Raw genomic sequence first — 23,311 nt, 5'->3', positions numbered from 1 at the left:
TACGCGGCTCCGTCTCGGGCCACGCACTCCCGGCACCGCACCTGAAGACCGTCCTTGCGGTTTCTGTCCGCCGCGAAGGCTGCGAGCGGCATGACGCGCTTGCAGCCGCTGCATCGCTTGTCGCGATTTCCTGGACTCATACCCCCGATTCCTTCGAAAAGAAGGTAGCTCTACTGCCCGCCCTTCTGAACGAAGCTTCGCACGAAATCCTCGGCGTTCTCTTCGAGTACGTCGTCGATTTCATCGAGGACGGAGTCCACATCTTCGGACAGCGCCTCCTGGCGCTCCTTGAGGTCCTCGGAGACCTGCGCGTCCTGCGTCTCCTCCTCGGTCTCCTCGGTCTGGCGTGTGGCCTTCTGCTGGCCGCCGTCGGTGTCCTTGGTCGCCATTTCCCTCACCCCGCTCGGGTCGGTGTACGCGAGAGGTACAAGATCAGAGCCTACAAGCAGTGGCTGACATCGGCGCTTCCTTTGCCCCCCGTCCTCGGGTCGAGGGGATCATTCCCCGCGAGGAGGACGGGTAGCCCTTTCCGGCCCGATCTATCAGCTGCCGGAGAGCGCCTTGACCAGCTCTTCCGCGGTACGGCAGCGATCCAGCAGGTCCTTGACGTGTTCCCGGGTGCCGCGCAGCGGCTCCAGCGTGGGAACCCGTTGCAGGGAGTCACGGCCCGGTAGATCGAAGATCACCGAGTCCCACGAGGCGGCAGCGACGTCGTCGGCGTACTTGTCCAGGCAGCGGCCCCGGAAGTAGGCACGGGTGTCCTCCGGGGGCTGCGCCATGGCGCGGCCGACCTCGGCCTCGTCCACCAGGCGCTGCACGCGGCCGCGCGCGGCGAGGCGGTTGTAGAGGCCCTTCTCGGGGCGCACGTCGGCGTACTGGAGGTCGACCAGGTGCAGGCGGGAGGCGTCCCAGTCCAGGCCGTCGCGGCGGCGGTAGCCTTCCATCAGCTCGCGTTTGGCGACCCAGTCCAGTTCGCGGGACAGGCTCATCGGGTCGGACTCCAGCCGGCCGAGCACGTCCTCCCAGCGGGTCAGGACGTCCTTGGTCTGCTCGTCGGCGTCGGCTCCGTACCGGTCCTCAACGTACTTGCGGGCAAGTTCGAAGTACTCCATCTGGAGCTGTACGGCGGTGAGTGTCCGGCCACTGCGCAGGGTCACCAGACGCTTGAGCGTGGGGTCGTGGGAGACCTGGTGGAGGGTGCGGACGGGCTGGTCGACGGCGAGGTCGACGGCGATGAAGCCGTCCTCGATCATGGAGAGGACGAGGGCCGTGGTGCCCAGCTTGAGGTAGGTGGAGATCTCCGAGAGGTTGGCGTCGCCGATGATCACGTGCAGGCGGCGGTAGCGCTCGGCGTCGGCGTGCGGCTCGTCGCGCGTGTTGATGATGGGCCGCTTGAGGGTGGTCTCCAGGCCGACCTCGACCTCGAAGTAGTCGGCGCGCTGGCTGAGCTGGAAGCCGTGGTCGCCGCCGTCCTGGCCGAGACCGACGCGTCCGGCGCCGCAGACGACCTGGCGGGAGACGAAGAACGGCGTCAGGTGGCGCACGATCTCCGAGAACGGTGTCTCCCTCTTCATCAGGTAGTTCTCGTGGGTGCCGTAGGAGGCGCCCTTGTTGTCGGTGTTGTTCTTGTACAGGTGGATGGGCTGGGAGCCGGGGACCTCGGCGGCGCGCCGGGCGGCTTCGGCCATGACGCGTTCGCCGGCCTTGTCCCAGAGCACGGCGTCGCGCGGGTTGGTGACCTCTGGGGCGCTGTACTCGGGGTGGGCGTGATCGACGTAGAGGCGGGCGCCGTTGGTGAGGATGACGTTGGCGAGGCCGATGTCCTCGTCAGTGAGCTGGCTGGCGTCGGCAGCCTCGCGGGCGAGGTCGAACCCGCGGGCGTCGCGGAGCGGGTTCTCCTCCTCGAAGTCCCATCGTGCCCTCCGGGCCCGGTGCATCGCCGCCGCGTAGGCGTTGACCACCTGGGAGGAGGTCAGCATGGCATTGGCATTCGGGTGGCCGGGCACGGAGATGCCGTACTCCGTCTCGATGCCCATTACTCGCCGTACGGTCATACGACCCTCCTTGCCCGGCAGTGTCCCGTCGCCAACCGACCGGCTGCGGGTGCCCCGGCCGGGGCGCCCGCAGCCGGTCGGTCCGTCCTTACAGGTACTGTCCGGTGTTGGCCACCGTGTCGATGGAGCGTCCCGTGTCCGCACCCTGCTTTCCGGTGACGAGGGTACGGATGAACACGATCCGCTCGCCCTTCTTGCCGGAGATGCGAGCCCAGTCGTCGGGGTTGGTGGTGTTGGGAAGGTCCTCGTTCTCCTTGAACTCGTCGACGCAGGCCGCGAGCAGGTGAGAGACGCGGAGTCCCTTCTGGTTCTGGTCGAGGAGTGCCTTGATGGCCATCTTCTTCGCGCGGTCGACGATGTTCTGGATCATCGCTCCGGAGTTGAAGTCCTTGAAGTAGAGGACTTCCTTGTCGCCGTTCGCGTAGGTGACCTCCAGGAAGCGGTTCTCCTCCGATTCAGCGTACATCTGCTCGACGACGGACTGGATCATGCCGTCGACGGTGGTGACCGGGTCGCCGTTGTGTTCGGCCAGGTCGTCGGAGTGCAGCGGAAGGGTGGAGACGAGGTACTTGGAGAAGATGTCGCGGGCCGCCTCCGCGTCGGGCCTCTCGATCTTGATCTTCACGTCGAGCCGGCCGGGGCGCAGGATCGCGGGGTCGATCATGTCCTCGCGGTTGGAGGCGCCGATGACGATGACGTTCTCCAGCCCTTCGACACCGTCGATCTCGGAGAGCAGCTGGGGGACGATGGTGTTCTCCACGTCCGAGCTGACTCCGGAGCCGCGAGTGCGGAAGAGGGAGTCCATCTCATCGAAGAAGACGATGACGGGCGTGCCCTCGCTCGCCTTCTCCCGGGCCCGCTGGAAGACCAGCCGGATGTGCCGTTCGGTCTCGCCGACGTACTTGTTGAGGAGCTCGGGGCCCTTGATGTTGAGGAAGTAGCTCTTCCCCTGGGGCTTGCCGGTGACCTCGGCGACCTTCTTGGCGAGGGAGTTGGCGACGGCCTTGGCGATGAGGGTCTTGCCGCATCCGGGCGGGCCGTAGAGCAGGACGCCCTTGGGCGGGCGGAGCTCGTGCTCCTTGAAGACGTCCGGGTAGAGGTAGGGCAGCTCGACCGCGTCGCGGATGGACTCGATCTGCCCGCCGAGTCCGCCGATGCGGTTGTAGTCGATGTCCGGGACCTCTTCGAGGACGAGTTCCTCGACCTCGCTCTTGGGGACGATCTCGTAGACGTAGCCGGAACGGGGCTCCAGGAGCAGAGCGTCTCCGGCGCGCAGGGTGGCCTGGAGCAGGGGCTCGGCGAGCCGCACGACGCGTTCCTCGTCGGTGTGGCCGACGACCAGCGCGCGCTCGCCGTCCTCCAGCACCTCCTTGAGGGTCACGATGTCGCCGGCGCGCTCGAACTCCATGGCCTCGACCACGTTGAGCGCTTCGTTGAGCATGACCTCCTGGCCGCGGCGGAGCTCCTCGAGCTCCACGCTGGGGCTGACGTTCACCCGGAGCTTGCGGCCCCCGGTGAAGATGTCGGCCGTGCCGTCCTCGTTGGCCTGAAGGAAGGCTCCGAAGCCGGCCGGCGGCTGGGCGAGCCGGTCGACCTCCTCCTTGAGGGCCACGATCTGGTCTCGCGCTTCGCGGAGCGTCCCCGCGAGGCGTTCGTTCTGGGCGGACACGCCGGCCAGGTTCGTCTGCAGCTCGACGATCCGCTCCTCGAGAATCCGAGTGTGTCGCGGAGAGTCGGCGAGCTTCCGACGCAGGACGGCGATCTCCTGCTCGAGACGGGCGACCTCGCCGGACGGGTCATCGATGTCCCGACCCGACCGGATGCCGCGGTTCGTGTCGTCGTCGTGGGCTGCCACGGTCCTCACCTCCTCCAGGGGGAGCTGGACGTTTCTGACCCTACCTGCACGGGTGGGGGTTGAAACCCCTAGATCACAAAGACGCCGGGGTGTGGCCGATCTTCACCCTTGCGCGCCTTCTCACGTCTGTGGAATACCCACCCGCAAACGTGGCGGAACGGCCCGGTTGTATCGTCGGAACTGTCAACACCCGTCCGGGGTGGCGCTATTTCGCCACTTCGTCGCGAGCGAGGGAGCGGCAGGCGGCAGCATGAGTACCGGAAACGAAGCGCTCGAGGTCTGGATCGACCAGGATCTGTGCACGGGCGACGGGATCTGCGCGCAGTACGCGCCGGAGGTCTTCGAGCTGGACATCGACGGTCTGGCGTATGTGAAGGACTCCGGGGACGAGCTGCTCCAGGACAAGGGGGCGACGACGCCCGTGCCGCTGCCGTTGCTGAAGGACGTGCAGGCGTCGGCGGTGGAGTGCCCGGGCGAGTGCATCCATGTGCGCCGGGTTTCGGACAAGACGGAGGTCTTCGGTCCGGACGCGGAGTGACGGTTCCTCGTCACTCCGCGTGCGCGCGGTGCGCGGGCGGGCACCTCGCCGGGAGTGGGTCTCAGACGCTCTGGGCGACGGGTTCGGGGACGAGCACGAATCGGCCGTCGCGCCATTCCCAGGAGACCTTGCGCTGCTGGTCGGGGCAGCAGCGGGGGACGTCGGGCGAAGAGTAGCCCAGGAGGGTGGCCGCGATCTTCCGGTCGCCGTGTTCGCCGACGGTGAACTCCTGGGCGCTCATGCCCTGCTCGGGTGACAGCAGGGTCTCGACCACGGGCGGGGGCACGCCCGGTTCGGCCGGGTGGGTGAGGACGAAGATGCCGCTGGGCGGGGTGCCGGTGGGGGTGTCGCAGCGGACGAGGGCCACGGTCTCGGCGCGTCCGTCGGCGTCGAAGTCGGCGGAGGCGGAGTCGAGCACGGCGACGGCGGGCTGCTTCCGCGGACCGCAGTCGACGGGGTAGCGGGCCTGGGCGGCGTCGGGGCCTTCCCCGGGGGTGGTGCCGGCGGGTCCGGCAAGTGCGTCGGGGGGCTGGACCAGGGCGGACACCCCGAGCACGGCGGCCAGGGCGGCCGAGGTCGCCACCCAGTGGACGAGCCGGGTGCGGGTGTGCGGAAGGGCGTCCGGGCGGGCCGAGGGCTGCACGGGGGTGGTCTCCTGGGGGAGCTGTGACTGGGGAGGTGCCCAGCATGGTGCCACAGGTCACATCGGCGGGGAACGGCGGGGGCGTGCCGGTTCACGTGCCGGCCTGGAGAAGCGACACGCCGCAACCCGGCGGGCGGGTCGCGGCGTTGGCGCGGGCGTACGAGGGTGGTGACTGCCGGGGGCTCAGCGGCTGCCGGAGCCGGGTCCGGAGTAGTCGGCGCCGTAGGCGCCCTTGGCGGGACGACGGCGGCGCAGCGGAGGTTCGACGCCGTCGGCGAGGCGGCGGGCGGTGAGCAGGAAGCCGGTGTGGCCGATCATGCGGTGGTCGGGGCGTACGGCGAGGCCTTCGACGTGCCAGTTGCGGACCATGGTCTCCCATGCCTGCGGTTCGTTGAAGGTGCCGTGTTCCCGGATGGTTTCGACGGTGCGGGCGAGCTGCGTGGTGGTGGCCACGTAGGCGCAGAGGATGCCGCCGGGGACCAGGGCCTTGGAGACGGCGTCCAGGCATTCCCAGGGGGCGAGCATGTCGAGGATGACGCGGTCGACGTCGGCGTCGGCGAGGTTGTCCTGGAGGTCGCCGACGGTAAGTGTCCAGGCGGGGTGGGGGGCGCCGAAGTAGCGTTCGACGTTCTGTTCGGCGATCTCGGCGAAGTCGGCGCGGCGTTCGTAGGAGTGAAGCATGCCGTGGTCGCCGACGGCGCGCAGCAGGAAGGTGCTGAGGGAGCCCGAGCCGACGCCGGCCTCGACGACGCGCGCGCCGGGGAAGATGTCGGCCATCGCGAGCACCTGGCCGGCGTCCTTGGGGTAGACGACGGCGGCGCCGCGCGGCATGGACAGGACGTAGTCGGGGAGCAGGGGGCGCAGCGCGAGGTACGCGACGTTTCCGGTGGTACGGACGACACTGCCCTCGGGAGCGCCGATCAGCTCGTCGTGGGGGAAGGCACCCTTGTGGGTGTGGAAGCTCTTCCCAGCCTCGAGCGTGATCGTGTAGTGGCGTCCCTTGGGGTCGGTGAGCTGGACCTGGTCCCCGACCTTGAAGGGCCCGCGACGGCGGGCGGCACCGGTCGGTTCGGACATGGCCCCAGCCTATCGGGCGCCGGTGGGCGGGTGCGCACGGGGCGGTGGGCGGGCTGGGCGAGGGCGGTGGTCCTGCCCCCGGGGTCAGGCAGAGGGCTTGGCCATGGCGGCGACGAAGGCTTTCTCGACGTCGGTGGTGGACAGCACTCCGTAGATCTCGCCCGTCTCCTCGACGACGAGGTACTCGGTGGCGGGGGTGGCCCGCAGGTGGTCGAGGAGCTCTTCGCCCGCGAGTTCGGCGGAGACCCGCATGCCGTCCTTGAGGTCCTGGGCGAGGGTGCTGACGGCGACCCAGGGCCGGCGGTGTTCGGGGACGCCGACGATGGCGGATTCGCGTACCACGGAGACGGGGTCGCCGTGCCCGTCGACGACGACGAGGGCGCGGGCTCCGGCCTCGTTGGCGCGGCGCAGGGCTTCGGAGAGCGGGGTGTCGTTCTCCACCGGTACGGCGCGGCGGGTCAGGCGGCGGGCGCGGAGGTCGGGGAGGCGTTCGCGCAGCCGGGCCATGCGGAGGCTGTTGCCCGCCCCGGTCCAGATGATGGCGGCGAGGATGGCGGCGAGCAGCGCGTCGGTGACGGTGTCGAAGCCGCCGGCGCCGCCGTCGGTGAAGCCTCCGGCGTGGGTGGCGAGGGGGAAGCCGATGAGGACGGCGACGGCGAGGCCGCGCCCGGTCCAGGCAGCGGCGACGGTGCCGGTCATGGCTTTGCCGCTGAGTTTCCAGATGACGGCGCGGAGCATGCGGCCGCCGTCCAGCGGCAGGCCGGGGAGCAGGTTGAACGCGGCGACGATGAGGTTGGAGATCATCAGCCCGGCGAGCAGGACGCCGGGTACGGTGCCGGGTTCCACGGCCTGCATGCCGGCGTAGAAGACGCCGGCGAGGACGAGGGAGAGCAGGGGGCCGACGAAGGCGAGGACGAACTCGCGGCCGGGGGTCTCGGACTCCTTCTCGATCTCGGAGACGCCGCCGAAGAACTGGAGCTGGATGCGTCGCACGGGGAGTTTGAAACGGAGGGCGGCGACGGTGTGGGCGAGTTCGTGGACGAGGACGGAGGCGTAGAAGGCGACGGCGAAGAACAGGGCGATCAGGTAGCGGGCGCCGCCGAGTTCCGGGAGCACGCGGTCGAGCTGGCCGCCGAAGACCCAGGTGATGAGGGCGGCGACGAGGAACCAGCTGGGGGCGACGTAGACGGGCACGCCGAAGGGGCGGCCCATGAGGATGCCGCCGCCGGTGCCCCGGTTCCGCCGGGGGTCGCCGCTTCCGGGGCCGCCAGGGCCCCCTGGGGTGAGCGGCGCGTTCGTCCGCTTCGGCGCGGACGGATCCCCGGGCCGGGTGGGTCGGCCGGTGCCGTCGTCGCGCGGTTCGCCGTTGTCCGTGTCCGCCACGGGTTCCCCTCTGCCGCTGCTCTCGCACCCCGCGTCACTGACGCGGTCACTCGATCATGCAGTGCGGGAGCTTCCGGAGTCGATGGTAAGCGCCGTGTTGTCGGTGGCGGGTCGTAGGGTCGGTAGCCATGAGAGACGCAGCCGTCACCGCTCCCGACTCGTTGTCGCCGTCGCGGGCGAGCGACTTCATGCAGTGCCCGTTGCTGTACCGCTTCCGGGTGATCGACCGGCTGCCGGAGAAGCCGTCGGCCGCGGCCACCAGGGGGACGGTGGTGCACGCGGTGCTGGAGCGGCTGTTCGACGTGCCGGCGGCGGAGCGCAGTGCGCCGCGGGCACGGGCGATGGTGGCGCGGGAGTGGGAGCGGCTGCTGGTGCGGCGGCCGGAGCTGGCGCAGTTGTTCTCCGAGCCGGCCGAGGACGGGGCGCCGGGCCCGGCGGACGGGGCGGAGCTCGCGCGGTGGCTGGCGGAGGCCGAGGGGCTGGTGGAGCGCTGGTTCTCGCTGGAGGACCCGACCCGGCTGGAGCCGGCGGAGCGGGAGCTGCGGGTGGAGGCCCGGCTGGAGTCGGGGCTGCGGCTGCGCGGCATCATCGACCGGGTGGACATCGCGCCGACCGGCGAGGTGCGCATCGTGGACTACAAGACGGGTAAGGCGCCGCGTCCGGAGTACGCGTCCGAGGCGCTGTTCCAGATGAAGTTCTACGCGCTGGTGCTGTGGCGGCTGCGCGGGGCCGTGCCGCGCCGGCTGCAGCTGGTGTATCTGGGCAGTGGTGACGTGCTGACCTACGATCCGGCCGAGTCGGACCTGCGGGCTGTGGAGCGGAAGCTGCTGGCGCTGTGGGAGGCGATCCGGAAGGCGACGGAGACCGGGGACTGGCGGCCCCGGCCGAGCCGGCTGTGCGACTGGTGCGACCACCAGGCGCGCTGTCCGGAGTTCGGCGGCACGCCGCCGCCGTATCCGGTCTCGGTGCAGCCGCGGCTGCCGGAGCCGCGCGCGGAGGACGTCGAGGGCGTCGAGGAGCGGGAGGACGTCGAGGAGCCCGGCGCAGTGCAGGAGCCGGGCGCGGCGGAGGGGGTCGCGGAGCCGCGGTTCTGACGACTGGGCGAGAATGGGGGCCTCAACCTGCCCGTCCGCCGAAGGGGACTCCACGTGGCCATCCGCGTACTGCTGGTCGACGACCAGCCACTGCTGCGCACCGGATTCCGCATGATCCTGGAGGCGGAGGGCGATCTCGCCGTCGTCGGGGAGGCGGGAGACGGCCTGCAGGCGCTGGACCAGGTGCGGGCGCTGCAGCCGGACGTGGTGCTGATGGACATCCGGATGCCGCGGATGGACGGTGTGGAGGCCACCCGCCAGATCACCGGCCCGGACAAGGACGGCCCGGCGAAGGTGCTGGTGCTCACGACCTTCGACCTCGACGAGTACGTGGTGGAGGCACTGCGGGCGGGGGCGAGCGGCTTCCTGCTGAAGGACGCGCCGGCCGGCGAGCTGGTACAGGCGATCCGGGTGGTCGCGGCGGGCGAGGCGATGCTTGCTCCGTCGGTGACCCGGCGGCTGCTGGACAAGTACGCCGGGCGGCTGCCGTCGGGGGAGGAACCGCTTCCGGACACGCTGCACACGCTGACCGAGCGCGAGGTGGAGGTGCTGAAGCTGGTGGCCCGGGGGCTGTCGAACGCCGAGATCGCGGCGGACCTGTTCGTGAGCGAGACGACGGTCAAGACCCATGTGGGGCACGTGCTGACGAAGCTGAGCCTGCGGGACCGGGTGCAGGCGGCGGTGTACGCGTACGAGAGCGGCCTGGTGCGGCCCGGCGCCCACTGAGAGACGGCCGCGGGAGTGCGGAGGGGCCGGCTGTCCCCGGCAGGCGGGTCATCGGCCTCTCCGGCTTCGTTCGTGCGGTCAGCTGACGCCGCGTCCGAGCTCCCACAGCTGAAGGACGGACGCGGAATTGAGCGCCCATTCGGTGCCGGTGATGTCGTCGCGGGCGGCGATGTACTGCTTCCCCTGCCAGAGCGGCAGCACGGGGATCTCTTCGGCGATGACGTCCTGCACCCGGCCGAACTCGTCGGCCGCGTCGACGCGGTTGGTCTCCCGGCGGGTCTGCGGGATGAGTTCGCCGCGGATCTCCTCGTTGGCGTAGGGCGTCTGGAGGAAGTTGTCCTCGGTGAAGAACGGCGCGACGAAGTTGTCCGGGTCTGCGAAGTCGGGGAACCAGCCGAAGCCGTACACGCCGTAGGACCCCTGGGTGGCCTCCTTGCGGTAGGCGTTCCACGGCGTGCCCTGGAGCTCGGTGCGGAAGAGGCCGGTGGCGTCAAGCTGTTCCTTGAGCTGCTGGAACTCCTGCCGGGTGACCGCGCCGTAGTGGTCGGTGGTGTAGTGCAGGGCGAGCGGGACCGGGGTGTCGACGCCCGCTGCGCGCAGGGTGCGGCGGGCGGCGGCGGGGTCGGGCTCGCCGTACTCGTTGAAGAAGGAGTTGCGGTGGCCGATCAGACCGCTGGGCACCAGGGAGTACAGCGGTTCGGCGGTACGCTCGTACACGTCGCGCACGAGTGCCTTGCGGTCGACGATCTGGGCGATCGCCCGGCGCACGGCGGGCTGCCCGGCGGTGGGGTGGTCGGTGTGGAAGACGAGGTAGCGGATCTCCTGGCCCGGTGACTCCACGAGGTCGATGCGGTCGTCGTCCGCGATCTTCAGGCGGTTGACCTGGGCGGGCGTCAGCGTCCGGTTCATGACGTCGATCTCGCCGTTCTTCAGCGCCTTCTCCATCGCCTCGGCGCTGTCGAAGCTGCGGAGTTCGATGCGGTCGTTGCGGACCTCGAGCGTGCCGGTGTAGTCGGGGTTCCTGACGAAGACGCCGACGCCGCCGGAGGCGTCGTAGGACTCCAGCAGGTAGGGGCCGGAGCCCACGACCTCGGTGCCTTCCAGGTAGCCGCTGCGCGGGTAGGTCTGGCTGTCCAGGATCGCCGCGGCGGGGGTGGCGAGCTTGTAGGGGAAGGTCGCGTCGGGCTTCTTGAGGTGGAAGACGACCTCGGTGTCGCCGACCGCCTGCACCGTGTCGACGTTGCCGAGCAGCGAGGCGGGGCCGAGGTCGGCGCCGACGTCGAGCATCCGCTCCACAGAGAACTCGACGTCCTGGGCGGTGAGTTCGCTGCCGTTGGAGAACTTCATGCCCTCCCGCAGGGTGCAGCGGTACTGCGTGCCCTGCTTGTCCGTGAACGCGCACTCGCGGGCGGCTTCCGGCTCCGGCTCGGTGCCCGAGCGCGGTGGGCGGAGCAGCGTCTGGAAGGTGCTGCGCATGACGTTCCACGACGCGATGTCGTAGCCGGCGGCGGGGTCGAACGGGGCGGGAGTGGCCTCGCTGACCGCGAACCGGTCGGTGGTTCCGACGACGATGGCGTGGCCGCCAGAGTCACCTGCGGTTGCTCCGCCGCAGGCCGCCAGGGTGGGCGCGAGCAAGCCCAGCAGGGCAGGCAGCACCAGGGTCTTGCGGTTCATCGTCGACGGTCTCCCTCGTCCGGCCGGGTTGTCGCATCAGATAGATGGCCGGGACACAGAGGCTAGTAGTTCTGCGGGGACATGCCGGACAAGACCGGGTGATCACCCGGTCACGCACCGATAATCTGGATCTCCGTTCCGGATACCGGACACCGTGGGACGCGAAGAAAACCGGGGGATACCGGGCTTCACGGACGGCGACCGGGGCCGCGGCTGCCGTCGCGGGCCCCACCGGGACCGACCCGGGAGGGGCGTGGCGTGAGGAACGTCACGCCGTCAACTCCGTCGTCCGTCAGGTCGTTTCGTCCCGGGTGAGAGGGCGGCCGGGCCGCGTGCGTCCGCGACGAGCGCGGAGAGGAACGCCAGGTCGACCTCCTCCAGCGACTTCACGACGGTACGGCGGCCTTCCGGGGCGATGGGGGCGACCGAGGGGACGGCCACCACGTGGCACCCCGCGGCCTCGGCCGAGGCGACTCCGGTGCTGGTGTCCTCGAGCACCGCACAGCGTCCGGGGTCGGCGCCGAGACGGGCAGCGGCGAGCAGGTAGGGATCGGGGTGCGGCTTGGTGTGCCGCAGTTCGTCCCCGGCAACGGTGAAGGCGAAGTTCTCGGGGCCGAGCCAGTGCAGCATCCGGTCCATCACGACGCGGTGAGTGGCCGACACCAGGGCGGTCGGCACCTGGTGGGCCCGTAGTTCAGTGAGCAGGCGGCGGGCACCGGGCATCAGCGGTACGCCGTGGGCGAGGCGCTCGGTGAACTTGTGGTTGAGCAGCACGGTCAGTTCGCCGAGCGTGATCTCCGCACCCGTGGCCTCGATGAGGAAGCCCGCGCTGCGCGCCATGGGCCCGCCGACGACGATGTGCCGCCAGGTGTCCTCGAGCTCGTGTCCGAGGTCCGCGAAGACCTCCACCTCCGCGTCCCACCAGGATCCCTCGGTGTCGACGAGGGTGCCGTCCATGTCCAGCAGTACCGCCTGCAGTCCGGCGCCGTCGGCCGTACGGGTGATGGGAGCGGGGAGGGAGCTTGTCATCCGCGTCACGCCTCCTGGAGGGACGAGAAGGCCGGCCGCACGCTCCACGGAACGGGCGACCGGCCTGTACCGGACCGTCCAGTGTACGACGGGCATGGATCATGCGCCCGGCGGCACGCCGAACGACGTTCGCGCGGCTACCGTGCGTGCCCTCTGCCGCCGTGCGGCACGGCTACCGTGCGTTGAAGTACTTGGCCTCCGGGTGGTGCAGCACGATGGCGTCCGTCGACTGCTCCGGGTGGAGCTGGAACTCGGCCGACAGTTCCACGCCGATCCGTTCGGGGCGCAGCAGCTCGGCGATCTTCGCCCGGTCCTCCAGGTCGGGGCACGCTCCGTAGCCGAGCGAGAAGCGGGCGCCGCGGTACTTGAGGTCGAACATGTCGGTGATGGCGCCGGGGTCCTCGCCGGCAAAGCCGAGTTCCGCGCGCTGGCGGGCGTGCCAGTACTCGGCCAGGGCTTCCGCGAGCTGCACCGACAGGCCGTGCAGCTCCAGGTAGTCGCGGTAGGCGTCGGCGGCGAACAGCTCGCCGGTCGCCTCGCCGATCTTCGAACCGACCGTGACGATTTGGAGGCCGACGACGTCAATCTCGCCGCTGTCCTCGGAGCGGAAGAAGTCGGCGAGGCACAGGCGGCGGCCCCGTCGCTGGCGGGGGAAGGTGAAGCGGGTGCGCTCCCCGCCGTCGTCGTCCAGCAGGATCAGGTCGTCGCCCTTGGAGACGCAGGGGAAGTAGCCGTAGACGACGGCCGCCTCCAGGAGGTTGTCGCGCTGGAGGGTGTCCAGCCAGCCGCGCAGGCGGGGGCGGCCCTCGGTCTCGACCAGTTCGTCGTACGACGGTCCGTCGCCGGTGCGGGACTCCTTCAGGCCCCACTGGCCCTTGAAGAGCGCTCCCTCGTCCAGCCAGGAGGCGTAGTCCTTCAGGGCGATGCCCTTGACGACGCGTGTGCCGTGGAAGGGCATGCCGGGCACGGGGTTGTCGCGTGCCACGTCGGAGCGCACGGAGCCGTCGTTGGCGGCCTGTTCGGGCAGGGCCACGTCCCGCTTGGGTACCAGGCGCTTCTTCAGTTCGGGCAGCTCCGCGCCGGGCACTCCGCGCTTGACGGCGATGAGGGCGTCCATGAGGCGCAGCCCCTCGAAGGCGTCGCGGGCGTAGCGGACCTCGCCCTCGTAGATCTCGTGCAGGTCCTGTTCGACGTAGGCACGGGTGAGGGCGGCGCCGCCGAGGATGACGGGGTAGTCGGCGGACATCCGGCGCTGGTTCAGTTCCTCCAGGTTCTCCTTCATGATCACCGTGGACTTGACCAGCAGGCCGGACATGCCGATGACGTCGGCCCGGTGTTCCTGGGCGGCGTCCAGGATGGCGGAGACGGGCTGTTTGATGCCCAGGTTGACGACGTTGTAGCCGTTGTTGGACAGGATGATGTCGACGAGGTTCTTGCCGATGTCGTGGACGTCGCCGCGGACGGTGGCGAGGACGATGGTGCCCTTGCCCTCGTCGTCCGACTTCTCCATGTGCGGTTCCAGGTGGGCCACCGCGGATTTCATCACTTCGGCGGACTGGAGCACGAACGGCAGCTGCATCTGGCCGGAGCCGAACAGCTCGCCGACGACCTTCATGCCGGCCAGCAGGGTCTCGTTGACGATGTCCAGGGCCGGCCGCTCGGTCAGCGCGGCCTCCAGGTCGTCCTCCAGGCCGTTGCGCTCGCCGTCGATGATCCGGCGCTGGAGGCGTTCCTCCAGGGGCAGTGCGGCGAGTTCCTCGGCCTTGCCGGCCCTGAGGGACTTGCTGTCCACGCCCTCGAAGAGCTCCAGCAGCCGGGACAGGGGGTCGTAGCCCTCGCGGCGGCGGTCGTGGATCAGGTCGAGCGCCACCTCGACCTGCTCCTCCTCGAGCCGGGCGATGGGGAGGATCTTGGAGGCGTGGACGATCGCGGAGTCCAGGCCGGCCTTCACGCACTCGTCGAGGAAGACGGAGTTGAGCACCTGCCGGGCGGCCGGATTGAGGCCGAAGGAGATGTTGGACAGGCCGAGAGTGGTCTGCACCTCCGGGTGTCGGCGCTTGAGTTCGCGGATGGCCTCGATGGTGGCGACGCCGTCCTTGCGGGACTCCTCCTGCCCGGTGCAGATGGTGAAGGTGAGGCAGTCGACGAGGATGTCGGACTCGGCGATGCCCCAGTTGGTGGTGAGGTCCTCGATGAGCCGTTCGGCGACGGCGACCTTGTGTTCCGGGGTACGGGCCTGGCCCTCCTCGTCGATGGTCAGCGCGATCAGCGCGGCGCCGTGTTCGGCGGCGAGGCGGGTGATGCGGGCGAAGCGGGAGTCGGGCCCGTCGCCGTCCTCGTAGTTGACGGAGTTGATGACGGCGCGTCCGCCGAGCTTCTCCAGGCCCGCCTGCAGAACGGCGGGTTCGGTGGAGTCAAGCACGATCGGCAGCGTGGACGCGGTCGCGAAGCGCCCGGCGAGTTCGGTCATGTCGGCGACGCCGTCGCGGCCGACGTAGTCGACGCAGAGGTCGAGCAGGTGGGCGCCCTCGCGGATCTGGTCCCGGGCCATCTCCACGCAGTCGTCCCAGCGGCCTTCCAGCATGGCGGTGCGGAACTTCTTGGACCCGTTGGCGTTGGTGCGCTCGCCGATCGCCAGGTAGGAGGTGTCCTGGCGGAAGGGCACGGTCTGGTAGAGCGAGGAGGCGCCCGGCTCGGGCTGCGGCGCGCGGGGGGCGGGAGCGCTGCCGCGGACACGTTCGACGAGCTGCCGCAGGTGTTCGGGGGTGGTGCCGCAGCAGCCGCCCACGAGGGAGAGGCCGTAGTCGCTGATGAACGACTCCTGGGCGTCGGCCAGTTCGGGCGCCGTCAACGGGTAGTGCGCGCCGTCCTTGCCGAGTACGGGGAGGCCGGCGTTGGGCATGCAGGAGAGCGGGACCTTGGCGTGCTGGGCGAGGTACCGCAGGTGTTCGCTCATCTCGGCCGGGCCGGTGGCGCAGTTCAGGCCGATCATGTCGATGCCCAGCGGCTCCAGCGCGGTCAGCGCGGCGCCGATCTCGGAGCCGAGGAGCATGGTGCCAGTGGTCTCGACGGTGACGGAGCACAGCAGCGGCAGGGACGTGCCGGTCGCTTCCAGGGCTCGGCGCGCGCCGAGCACGGCGGCCTTGGTCTGGAGCAGGTCCTGGGTGGTCTCCACCAGCAGGGCGTCCGCACCGCCGGCGATCATGCCTTCGGCGTTCTCCTGGTACGCGTCGCGCAGGGCAGCGTAGGGGGCGTGCCCGAGGGTCGGGAGCTTGGTGCCGGGGCCCATGGAGCCGAGGACCCAGCGGACGCGTCCGTCGCCCTCCTCGAACGCGTCGGCGACGTCGCGGGCGATGCGCACTCCGGCCTCGGAGAGCTCGAAGATCCGGTGCGGGATGTCGTACTCGCCGAGTGCGGCGAGGTTGGCGCCGAAGGTGTTGGTCTCCACGCAGTCCACACCGGCTTCGAAGTACTCGCGGTGGACGGCGGAGACGATGTCCGGGCGGGTGACGTTGAGGATCTCGTTGCAGCCCTCGAGCTGCTGGAAGTCGTCCAGCGAGGGGTCCTGCGCCTGGAGCATCGTGCCCATCGCTCCGTCGGCGACCACCACCCGGGAGGCCAGTGCCTCGCGGAGGGCGTCTGCACGGGTGGTGCGGGCGGGGGACGGCGTGCTGGGCGAGGCCATGAAACTGCTCCCTGGGATGCGACGGCTGTCGGCTTTGCACCACCCGTGGGGACGGCGCACCAGACCAGGGTAGCCGTCGTCGGCAAGGCTCTCCCGGGCGTTCCGCGGAGCGGGACGGCACTCCGGGGATTGCCCTCGCCTTTCGGCGGGTCGGCATCAGGCGATAGCGTTCGGCATTGTCGAATGCACCCGATCCGGCAAGGAGTCTGCCGATGGCCCGGACCATCCAGTCGCTCGAACGGGCGGCGGCCGTGCTGCGGCTGCTGGCGGGCGGTGAACGGCGCCTGGGCCTCTCCGAGATCGCCTCCGCTCTCCAGCTCGCCAAGGGCACCGCCCACGGGCTGATTCGCACGCTCCAGCAGGAGGGTTTCGTCGAGCAGGACGAGGCCACCGGCCGGTACACCCTCGGCGCGGAGCTGCTGCGTCTGGGTAACAGCTACCTGGACGTGCACGAACTGCGGGCCCGGGCCCTGGTGTGGACGGACGACCTGGCGCGGTCCAGTGGGGAGAGCGTCTACCTGGGGGTGCTGCACCAGCAGGGGGTACTGGTGGTGCACCACGTCTTCCGCCCGGACGACAGCCGGCAGGTGCTGGAGGTGGGCGCGATGCAGCCGCTGCACAGCACCGCCCTGGGCAAGGTGCTCTCGGCGTACGACCCGGTGGCGCACAGCGAGGTGCTGGAGTCGCCCCGGGAGGCTTTCACCGGCCGGACCGTGACCGCACCGAGGGGTCTGGAGTCTGTGCTGGAGCTGACGCGTGCGCGCGGCTGGGCGGCGGACGTGGAGGAGACCTGGGAAGGGCTTGCGTCCATCGCGGCGCCGATCCACGACCGGCGCCGGATGCCGGTGGGCGCGGTGGGAATCACCGGCGCGGTGGAGCGGGTGTGCGACGGGGCCGGGGAGCTGCGGCCGGCGCTGGTGGCATCGGTGCGGGACTGCGCCCGCTCGGTCTCCCGGGACCTGGGTTCGGGGCGTTTCTGATGCCCGGCCGCCGCAGGTCGGACCCTCCGCCAGGGAGGGCTCCGGCGGTATCCCCCGGCGTCCAGCCTCTTGACGGTTGCCGCTGGGCGGAGAAAACTGCCGTCCGGCGGTCGGCATTGTCGAACACCGGACGAGAACGCGCACCGCCGTCTGCCCCTCATCGGACGAAACAAAGGAGTCGCCGGTGTCCACCTCCGACATCTTCCTCGGCGAGATCGTCGGCACCGCGGTGCTGATCCTGCTCGGCGGCGGCGTGTGCGCCGCCGTCACGTTCCGGCACTCCAAGGCGTTCAACGCCGGCTGGACGGCCATCGCGCTCGGCTGGGGCATGGCGGTGCTCACCGGCGCCTACATCGCCGCCGGCGTGTCCGGCGCCCACCTCAATCCCGCGGTGACCGTGGGCCTGGCCGTGCAGGGCGGTACCGAGTGGAGCGACGTGCCCGCCTACGTGCTGGCGCAGATGATCGGCGCGATGCTGGGCGCCTCCCTGGTGTGGGTGGCCTACTACGGCCAGTTCCTGGCCCACCTCACCGGCCGGGAGGCAACCGGCGGTCCGGGGGCGCAGGAGACGGCGGTGGCCGACCGTACGGCTCAGGGCCCGGCCACTCCGGGGCCCGGTCCCGTGCTCGGCATATTCTCCACCGCCCCCGAGATCCGGAACACCTGGCAGAACCTCGCCACGGAGGTCGTCGCCACGGTCGTGCTGGTGCTGGCCATCCTCACCCAGGGCCTGAACCAGGAGGGTGAGGGGCTGGGCCCGCTGGGCGTGCTGATCACCGCGCTCGTCGTCGTCGGCATCGGCCTGTCGCTGGGCGGCCCGACCGGCTACGCCATCAACCCGGCCCGCGACCTCGGCCCGCGCCTGGTGCACGCGCTGCTGCCGCTGCCGAACAAGGGCGGATCAGACTGGAGCTACGCCTGGGTGCCGGTGGCCGGTCCGCTGCTCGGCGGCGCACTGGCCGGCGGCCTGTACACCCTCGCCTTCGCCTGAGAACCCGACCGCAAGCCCATCCCGACGCCACCGGAGCCCACCATGAGCGAGACCCCCGCCGCAAACGCCCCGAAGCGCGAGTTCATCGCCGCCATCGACCAGGGCACGACCTCCAGCCGCTGCATCGTCTTCGACCGGGACGGCCGGATCGTGTCGGTCGACCAGAAGGAGCACGAGCAGATTCTCCCCCGCCCCGGCTGGGTCGAGCACGACGCCGCCGAGATCTGGACCAACGTCCAGGAGGTGGTCACCGGCGCACTGGAGCGGGCCGGCATCTCCCGGGAGGACGTCAAGGCGCTCGGCATCACCAACCAGCGTGAGACCACGCTGCTGTGGGACCGCGCCACCGGCGAGCCCGTGCACAACGCCCTGGTCTGGCAGGACACCCGCACCGACGCGCTGTGCAAGGAGCTGGGCCGCAACGTCGGCCAGGACCGGTTCCGCCGCGAGACGGGCCTCCCCCTCGCCTCCTACTTCGCCGGTCCCAAGATCCGCTGGCTGCTGGACAACGTGGACGGCCTGCGGGAGCGCGCCGAACGCGGCGAGTTGCTCTTCGGCACGATGGACTCCTGGGTGATCTGGAACCTCACCGGCGGCCCGGACGGCGGGGTGCACGTCACCGACGTCACCAACGCCTCGCGCACCATGCTGATGAACCTGCGCACGCTCCAGTGGGACGAGAAGATCTGCGAGTCGATGGGCGTCCCCCTCTCGCTGCTGCCGGAGATCCGCTCCTCGGCCGAGGTGTACGGACACGCCCGGGGCGCGCTGGAGGGCGTGCCGGTGGCCTCGGCACTGGGCGACCAGCAGGCCGCGCTGTTCGGTCAGACCTGCTACGCCCCCGGGGAGGCGAAGTCCACCTACGGCACCGGCACGTTCCTGCTGCTGAACACCGGCGAGGAGGCCGTCAACTCCTACAACGGCCTGCTCACCACGGTCGGTTACCGCATCGGCGAGGAAAGGCCGGTGTACGCGCTGGAGGGTTCCATCGCCATCACCGGCGCGCTGGTGCAGTGGATGCGCGACCAGATGGGCCTGATCAACAGCGCGGCCGAGATCGAGACGCTCGCCAGCTCCGTCGACGACAACGGCGGCGCCTACTTCGTGCCCGCCTTCTCCGGCCTGTTCGCGCCGTACTGGCGCTCCGACGCGCGCGGCGCCATCACGGGCCTGACCCGCTACGTCACCAAGGCGCACCTGGCGCGGGCCGTGCTGGAGGCCACCGCCTGGCAGACGCGGGAGATCGTCGACGCGATGCAGAAGGACTCCGGCGTCGAGCTGAGCTCGCTCAAGGTCGACGGCGGCATGACGTCCAACAACCTGCTGATGCAGACCATGTCGGACTTCCTCGACGCCCCCGTCGTACGGCCGATGGTCGCCGAGACCACCTGTCTCGGCGCCGCCTACGCCGCCGGCCTCGCCGTCGGCTTCTGGCCGGACACCGAGGCGCTCCGCGCCAACTGGAAGCGGGCGGCCGAGTGGACGCCCCGCATGGACAGCGAGAAGCGCGAGAGCGAGTACCGCAACTGGCTCAAGGCCGTCCAGCGGACAATGGGCTGGATCGAAGAGGAGAACTGATCAGCATGACCGCGACCACGCTCGGCACGCCCGCCCGGGGCGGGAACGCCTTCGGCCGTCAGGGCCGCGCCGAGACCAGGGAGCTGCTGGACCGGGGAACGTACGACCTGCTGGTGATCGGCGGCGGCATTCTGGGGACCTCGGTCGCCTGGCACGCCGCGCAGTCCGGGCTGCGGGTGGCGATGGTGGACGCCGGCGACTTCGCCGGCGCCACCTCCTCCGCCTCCTCCAAGCTCGTGCACGGCGGGCTGCGCTACCTCCAGACCGGCGCCGTACGGCTGGTGGCGGAGAACCACCACGAGCGGCGGGTGCTGGCGAAGGACGTCGCCCCGCACCTGGTCAACCCGCTCACCTTCCACCTGCCGGTGTACCGGGGAGGCCCGCACAGCGCGGCCAAGCTGGGCGCGGGCGTGTTCGCCTACTCGGCGTTGTCCGCCTTCGGCGACGGTGTCGGCCGGGTCATCTCCCCCGCGAAGGCGGCGGCGGCGAACCCCGGGCTGCGTACGGAGAACCTCAAGGCGGTCGCGGTCTACTCCGACCATCAGATGAACGACTCGCGAGTGGCGCTGATGACGGTGCGCGCCGCCGTCGAGTCCGGCGCGGTGACGCTCAACCACGCCGAGGTGACCGGACTGCGGTGCGCCGGCGGACGGGTGACCGGCGCGGAGCTGCGGGACCGCCTGGACGGTACCGAATTCGGGGTCGACGCACGGCTGGTGCTCAACGCCACCGGACCCTGGGTGGACCACGTGCGGCGGATGGAGGACCCCGGCGCGGCGCCCAGCATCCGGCTGTCCAAGGGCGCACACCTGGTGCTGCGCCGGCGTTCGCCGTGGCGCGCGGCGCTGGCCACGCCCATCGACCGGTACCGCATCACCTTCGCCCTGCCGTGGGAGGACCAGCTCCTGCTGGGCACCACCGACGAGGCGTACGAGGGCGACCCGGCCGACGTGCGCGCCACCGAGGCCGACATCGCGCAGATTCTCGACGAGGCGTCACTCTCTGTGCGCCGCGAGCACCTGTCCCGGGACCTGATGACGTACGCGTTCGCCGGTCTGCGGGTGCTGCCGGGCGGGCCGGGCGGAGTGGAGTCCGCGAAGCGGGAGACGGTGGTGTCGGAGGGCCGCGGCGGCATGCTGTCGGTCGCCGGCGGCAAGTGGACCACCTACCGGCACATCGGACGTGCCGTGATGAACAAGCTGGCCGCGCTCCCCTCCGTGGGCGGGACCGCCGGGGCTGCAGGCGTGCCGGTACCCGTCTCCTCGCTGGTGCGGCGCACGCCGCTGCCCGGTATCGCCAATCCGGACGCGGTGGCCCACCGGCTGCTGGCGGACGGCCGGACCGGGGCCGGCATGGACCCGGCGACGGCACGTCAGCTCGCCACCCACTACGGCTCCCTCGCGTTCGACGTCGCGCGGCTGGTGGACGAGGACGCGGCGCTGGGCGAGCGGATCCACCCGGACGGGCCGGAGATCTGGGCGCAGGTCGTCTACGCGCGGGACCGGGAGTGGGCGCAGACCGTGGACGACGTGCTGCGCCGCCGCACCACGCTGACCGTGCGCGGCCTGGACACCGAACCGGTCCGCGACCGGGTCGCGGCGCTGCTGGCGGCGCACGAGGACTGACGGCCGCTCACCCGCTCCCCCGCTCCCGTGTGGCAGGGTGATCACTCGTCCGGCGTACGGGAGCGGGGGAACGGTCATGGGCGTGGGGAAGGTGCTGCGCGGCCTGCGGCCGACGAGGCGGGGGCTGAAGCGGGCCACGGCGGTGCTGGCCGTGCTGCTGGTGCTGCCGCCTCTCACGGGCGCGGCGACGCTGCGGGCGTTCTACGCGGGCGTCCCGGCCGCGGACACTCTCACCCGCGGCCGGGACGCGGTGTGGCTGGGACACGCCTGGGTCGACGGCCGCCGGGACGAAACCGACCTGGCGCGGCTGAAGCGCCGTATCGCGGGGACCGGCATCCACGACCTGTACGTGCACACCGGCCCGATGGAGTTCGACGGCACGCTGCGCCTCGAACGGCATCCGCGGGCCGCGTGGCTGCTGGAGTCCGTGCGGCGGGAGCTCCCGGACGTACGGGTGCAGGCGTGGCTGGGTCAGCTGGTGGTGTACGAGGACGGCGACCCGGGCGGCATGCTGATGCCCGATCCGGCCGCCCGGCGGGCCGTCGTGGGCAGCGCGCGCCGGGTGCTGGACCTGGGTTTCGACGGCGTGCACCTGAACCTGGAGCCGCTGCGTTCGGGCAGCCCGCACTACCTGCGGCTGCTGGACCGGCTGCGGCGCACCGTGCACGGGCGCGGCGGCGTCCTCTCGGTCGCCTCCCACCAGATCGACCCGGTCCCCGGCGGTCACGCGCTGGCCGGGCAGCTCACTGAGGACGGGCGCACGAAATGGTGGTCGCGGGACTACTTCGGGCAGGTCGCGCGGCGTGTCGACCAGATCGCGGTGATGTCGTACGACACCTGGACGCCGCTGGAGAGTTTGTACGGCGGCTACGTCGCGCAGCAGACGGAGCTGGCGCTGGAGAACGCCCCGGAGGACGTGGACGTGCTGATGGGCCTGCCCTTTTACCACACCGACACCCCCGGCCGGGAGCCCGAGGCCGAGACGGTCCCGGCGGCCGTGCGCGGCGTGCGGCTGGGGCTGGGGCGCGAGGACCCGTCGCGCCGGAGGTTCGGGGTGGCGCTGTACGTCGACTTCGCGGCGACACCCGCCGACTGGCGGGCCTACCGTCGCGACTGGTGCGGTCCCCGGAGCGCGTCCGCGCCGCCACGAGGGATGCGGCGGGAGGGGCCGCACGCCGTAGGCTGGGCGAGGCACGGAACACGTACGGCAGCCGGTCCGGAGCGCAGTGCTCCGGACCGGGGGTAAGGAGGCGCTGGGTGATCGAGCTCGAGGGGGTTCCCGAGCTGGTCGACCCGGTCATGGTGGCCGCGTTCGAAGGCTGGAACGACGCCGGCGACGCCGCCTCCGCCGCGGTCGCGCACCTGGAGCGGGAGTGGAAGGGCGAGGTGTTCGCGGCGCTGGACGCCGAGGACTACTACGACTTCCAGGTCAATCGCCCGCAGGTGTGGCTGGACGACGGGGCCCGCAAGATCACCTGGCCCACGACACGGCTGTCGGTCGTGCGCGTCGGCGACTCCGACGGCAAGGGCAGACCCCGTGACCTGGTGCTGGTCCGGGGCATCGAGCCGAGCATGCGGTGGCGTTCCTTCTGCAACGAGGTGCTCGGCTTCGCGCACGAATTGGGTGTCGAGATGGTGGTGGTGCTGGGCGCTCTGCTCGGCGACACGCCGCACACCCGCCCCGTCCCGGTGACCGGAGTGACCTCGGACCCGGACCTGGCGCGGACCCTCCAGCTGGAGGAGTCGCGGTACGAGGGGCCCACCGGCATCGTCGGCATCCTCCAGGAGGCGTGCACGCACGCGGGAGTCCCGGCCGTCAGCCTGTGGGCATCGGTGCCGCACTACGTGTCGCAGCCGCCGAACCCCAAGGCGACACTCGCGCTGCTGAACCAACTGGAGGACCTGCTGGAGCTGCGTGTGCCGCTGGGCGAGCTGCCGGAGGACGCGCGGGCCTGGCAGCTGGGCGTGGATCAGCTCGCGGCGGAGGACAGCGAGGTGGCGGAGTACGTCCAGTCGCTGGAGGAGGCACGGGACACCGCGGAGCTGCCGGAGGCGTCCGGTGAGGCCATCGCGAAGGAGTTCGAGCGGTACCTGCGCCGCCGGGACGGCGGCCCGTCCGCCGGGCGGGCCGGGGAGGGGCCGGAGAGCGGATCGTTCCGGCGCGGCGGCGGGCGAGGAGCGGGCGGACGCGGTCGCGGTCCCGGTGGCGGGAGGCGTTCCGCGGGGCGCTCCGGGAGCACGGGTCCCGAGGCGCGGAGCGGGCCGGACGACGACCGCGGCGACGCGGAGGGGTCCGGCGACGGCACTCCGGGCACGGGCGGGTCGGCGGAGCGGGACCGCCGGGAGGAGAACGACGACTGAGTCCGGGGCGGGCCCGGC

Annotated in this window: 18 protein-coding genes; 9 read left to right on the top strand and 9 right to left on the bottom strand. The window is 71.1% G+C overall.

All coding sequences use genetic code 11. The annotated features are described in order from the left end of the window. Window positions 1–170 precede the first annotated feature (170 nt). The 3 genes from E4198_RS23560 to arc all read right to left on the bottom strand — a co-directional run bounded on the left by E4198_RS23560 (window position 171) and on the right by arc (window position 3,909). A complete protein-coding gene (locus E4198_RS23560; protein ID WP_136184920.1) occupies window positions 171–389 on the bottom strand; it encodes a ubiquitin-like protein Pup in 219 nt (72 codons plus the stop codon). 153 nt (window positions 390–542) lie between these two features. Further along, on the bottom strand, window positions 543–2,054 hold the full coding sequence (gene dop, locus E4198_RS23555) for a depupylase/deamidase Dop (RefSeq protein WP_136184919.1): 1,512 nt from the start codon (window positions 2,052–2,054) through the stop codon (window positions 543–545). An 88-nt stretch (window positions 2,055–2,142) separates the two neighbouring features. Then, window positions 2,143–3,909, bottom strand: coding sequence for a proteasome ATPase (gene arc / locus E4198_RS23550; RefSeq protein WP_136184918.1), 1,767 nt, complete (start codon window positions 3,907–3,909; stop codon window positions 2,143–2,145). 250 nt (window positions 3,910–4,159) lie between these two features. Here arc and E4198_RS23545 point away from each other — a divergent pair, with 250 nt between their 5' ends. Next, a complete protein-coding gene (locus tag E4198_RS23545; RefSeq protein WP_136184917.1) occupies window positions 4,160–4,447 on the top strand; it encodes a ferredoxin in 288 nt (95 codons plus the stop codon). 61 nt (window positions 4,448–4,508) lie between these two features. Here the strand turns inward: E4198_RS23545 and E4198_RS23540 are convergent, their stop codons facing one another. The 3 genes from E4198_RS23540 to E4198_RS23530 form a co-directional block, all read right to left on the bottom strand. Continuing rightward, entirely contained in the window at window positions 4,509–5,090 is a 582-nt protein-coding gene (locus E4198_RS23540) for a hypothetical protein (protein ID WP_136184916.1), read from the bottom strand. Between the two features lie 183 nt (window positions 5,091–5,273). Next, window positions 5,274–6,167, bottom strand: a complete 894-nt coding sequence (locus E4198_RS23535; RefSeq protein ID WP_136184915.1) for a tRNA (adenine-N1)-methyltransferase — start codon at window positions 6,165–6,167, stop codon at window positions 5,274–5,276. Window positions 6,168–6,251: 84 nt separating this feature from the next. After that, window positions 6,252–7,550 (bottom strand): site-2 protease family protein, encoded by a 1,299-nt coding sequence (locus E4198_RS23530; protein ID WP_247597816.1) that lies wholly within the window; start codon window positions 7,548–7,550, stop codon window positions 6,252–6,254. Window positions 7,551–7,678: 128 nt separating this feature from the next. On the opposite strand from E4198_RS23530, the gene E4198_RS23525 reads away from it, so the two are divergent. Continuing rightward, window positions 7,679–8,644 carry a RecB family exonuclease gene (locus tag E4198_RS23525; protein WP_136184914.1) on the top strand — a complete coding sequence of 322 codons (966 nt, stop codon included), beginning with the start codon at window positions 7,679–7,681 and terminating at the stop codon, window positions 8,642–8,644. A gap of 54 nt (window positions 8,645–8,698) precedes the next feature. Continuing rightward, a complete protein-coding gene (locus E4198_RS23520; RefSeq protein ID WP_027762746.1) occupies window positions 8,699–9,370 on the top strand; it encodes a response regulator transcription factor in 672 nt (223 codons plus the stop codon). 78 nt (window positions 9,371–9,448) lie between these two features. Here the strand turns inward: E4198_RS23520 and E4198_RS23515 are convergent, their stop codons facing one another. The 3 genes from E4198_RS23515 to metH form a co-directional block, all read right to left on the bottom strand. Further along, on the bottom strand, window positions 9,449–11,044 hold the full coding sequence (locus E4198_RS23515; RefSeq protein ID WP_136184913.1) for an ABC transporter substrate-binding protein: 1,596 nt from the start codon (window positions 11,042–11,044) through the stop codon (window positions 9,449–9,451). A 276-nt stretch (window positions 11,045–11,320) separates the two neighbouring features. Continuing rightward, entirely contained in the window at window positions 11,321–12,073 is a 753-nt protein-coding gene (locus E4198_RS23510) for an HAD family phosphatase (RefSeq protein WP_136184912.1), read from the bottom strand. A gap of 172 nt (window positions 12,074–12,245) precedes the next feature. Beyond that, window positions 12,246–15,758 carry a methionine synthase gene (gene metH, locus E4198_RS23505; RefSeq protein ID WP_136184911.1) on the bottom strand — a complete coding sequence of 1,171 codons (3,513 nt, stop codon included), beginning with the start codon at window positions 15,756–15,758 and terminating at the stop codon, window positions 12,246–12,248. Between the two features lie 212 nt (window positions 15,759–15,970). Between metH and E4198_RS23500 the strand changes: the two genes are divergently transcribed. The 6 genes from E4198_RS23500 (at window position 15,971) to E4198_RS23475 (ending at window position 23,293) form a co-directional block, all read left to right on the top strand. Then, window positions 15,971–16,738 (top strand): IclR family transcriptional regulator, encoded by a 768-nt coding sequence (locus tag E4198_RS23500; protein ID WP_136184910.1) that lies wholly within the window; start codon window positions 15,971–15,973, stop codon window positions 16,736–16,738. 184 nt (window positions 16,739–16,922) lie between these two features. Next, window positions 16,923–17,729, top strand: a complete 807-nt coding sequence (locus E4198_RS23495) for an MIP/aquaporin family protein (RefSeq protein ID WP_027762750.1) — start codon at window positions 16,923–16,925, stop codon at window positions 17,727–17,729. 42 nt (window positions 17,730–17,771) lie between these two features. Next, complete coding sequence (glpK, locus tag E4198_RS23490; RefSeq protein ID WP_136184909.1) at window positions 17,772–19,307, top strand: glycerol kinase GlpK; 1,536 nt, start codon at window positions 17,772–17,774, stop codon at window positions 19,305–19,307. A 5-nt stretch (window positions 19,308–19,312) separates the two neighbouring features. Further along, window positions 19,313–20,932 carry a glycerol-3-phosphate dehydrogenase/oxidase gene (locus E4198_RS23485; protein WP_136184908.1) on the top strand — a complete coding sequence of 540 codons (1,620 nt, stop codon included), beginning with the start codon at window positions 19,313–19,315 and terminating at the stop codon, window positions 20,930–20,932. 76 nt (window positions 20,933–21,008) lie between these two features. After that, window positions 21,009–22,178 (top strand): hypothetical protein, encoded by a 1,170-nt coding sequence (locus E4198_RS23480; RefSeq protein WP_210732888.1) that lies wholly within the window; start codon window positions 21,009–21,011, stop codon window positions 22,176–22,178. 11 nt (window positions 22,179–22,189) lie between these two features. Continuing rightward, entirely contained in the window at window positions 22,190–23,293 is a 1,104-nt protein-coding gene (locus E4198_RS23475; protein ID WP_136184907.1) for a PAC2 family protein, read from the top strand. Window positions 23,294–23,311: the final 18 nt, after the last annotated feature.

The sequence above is a fragment of the Streptomyces sp. RKND-216 genome (assembly GCF_004795255.1).
In the GTDB taxonomy this organism is placed as follows: domain Bacteria; phylum Actinomycetota; class Actinomycetes; order Streptomycetales; family Streptomycetaceae; genus Streptomyces; species Streptomyces hazeniae.
This window is presented reverse-complemented; position numbering and strand designations above follow the sequence as displayed.

What these genes read in the sequence shown, in the direction of transcription:
- E4198_RS23560 (WP_136184920.1), bottom strand. Translation starts at nt 389, where the DNA reads ATGGCGACCAAGGACACCGACGGCGGCCAGCAGAAGGCCACACGCCAG.
- dop (WP_136184919.1), bottom strand. Translation starts at nt 2,054, where the DNA reads ATGACCGTACGGCGAGTAATGGGCATCGAGACGGAGTACGGCATCTCC.
- E4198_RS23545 (WP_136184917.1), top strand. Translation starts at nt 4,160, where the DNA reads ATGAGTACCGGAAACGAAGCGCTCGAGGTCTGGATCGACCAGGATCTG.
- E4198_RS23535 (WP_136184915.1), bottom strand. Translation starts at nt 6,167, where the DNA reads ATGTCCGAACCGACCGGTGCCGCCCGCCGTCGCGGGCCCTTCAAGGTC.
- E4198_RS23525 (WP_136184914.1), top strand. Translation starts at nt 7,679, where the DNA reads ATGAGAGACGCAGCCGTCACCGCTCCCGACTCGTTGTCGCCGTCGCGG.
- E4198_RS23515 (WP_136184913.1), bottom strand. Translation starts at nt 11,044, where the DNA reads ATGAACCGCAAGACCCTGGTGCTGCCTGCCCTGCTGGGCTTGCTCGCG.
- E4198_RS23510 (WP_136184912.1), bottom strand. Translation starts at nt 12,073, where the DNA reads ATGACAAGCTCCCTCCCCGCTCCCATCACCCGTACGGCCGACGGCGCC.
- metH (WP_136184911.1), bottom strand. Translation starts at nt 15,758, where the DNA reads ATGGCCTCGCCCAGCACGCCGTCCCCCGCCCGCACCACCCGTGCAGAC.
- E4198_RS23500 (WP_136184910.1), top strand. Translation starts at nt 15,971, where the DNA reads ATGGCCCGGACCATCCAGTCGCTCGAACGGGCGGCGGCCGTGCTGCGG.
- glpK (WP_136184909.1), top strand. Translation starts at nt 17,772, where the DNA reads ATGAGCGAGACCCCCGCCGCAAACGCCCCGAAGCGCGAGTTCATCGCC.
- E4198_RS23485 (WP_136184908.1), top strand. Translation starts at nt 19,313, where the DNA reads ATGACCGCGACCACGCTCGGCACGCCCGCCCGGGGCGGGAACGCCTTC.
- E4198_RS23480 (WP_210732888.1), top strand. Translation starts at nt 21,009, where the DNA reads ATGGGCGTGGGGAAGGTGCTGCGCGGCCTGCGGCCGACGAGGCGGGGG.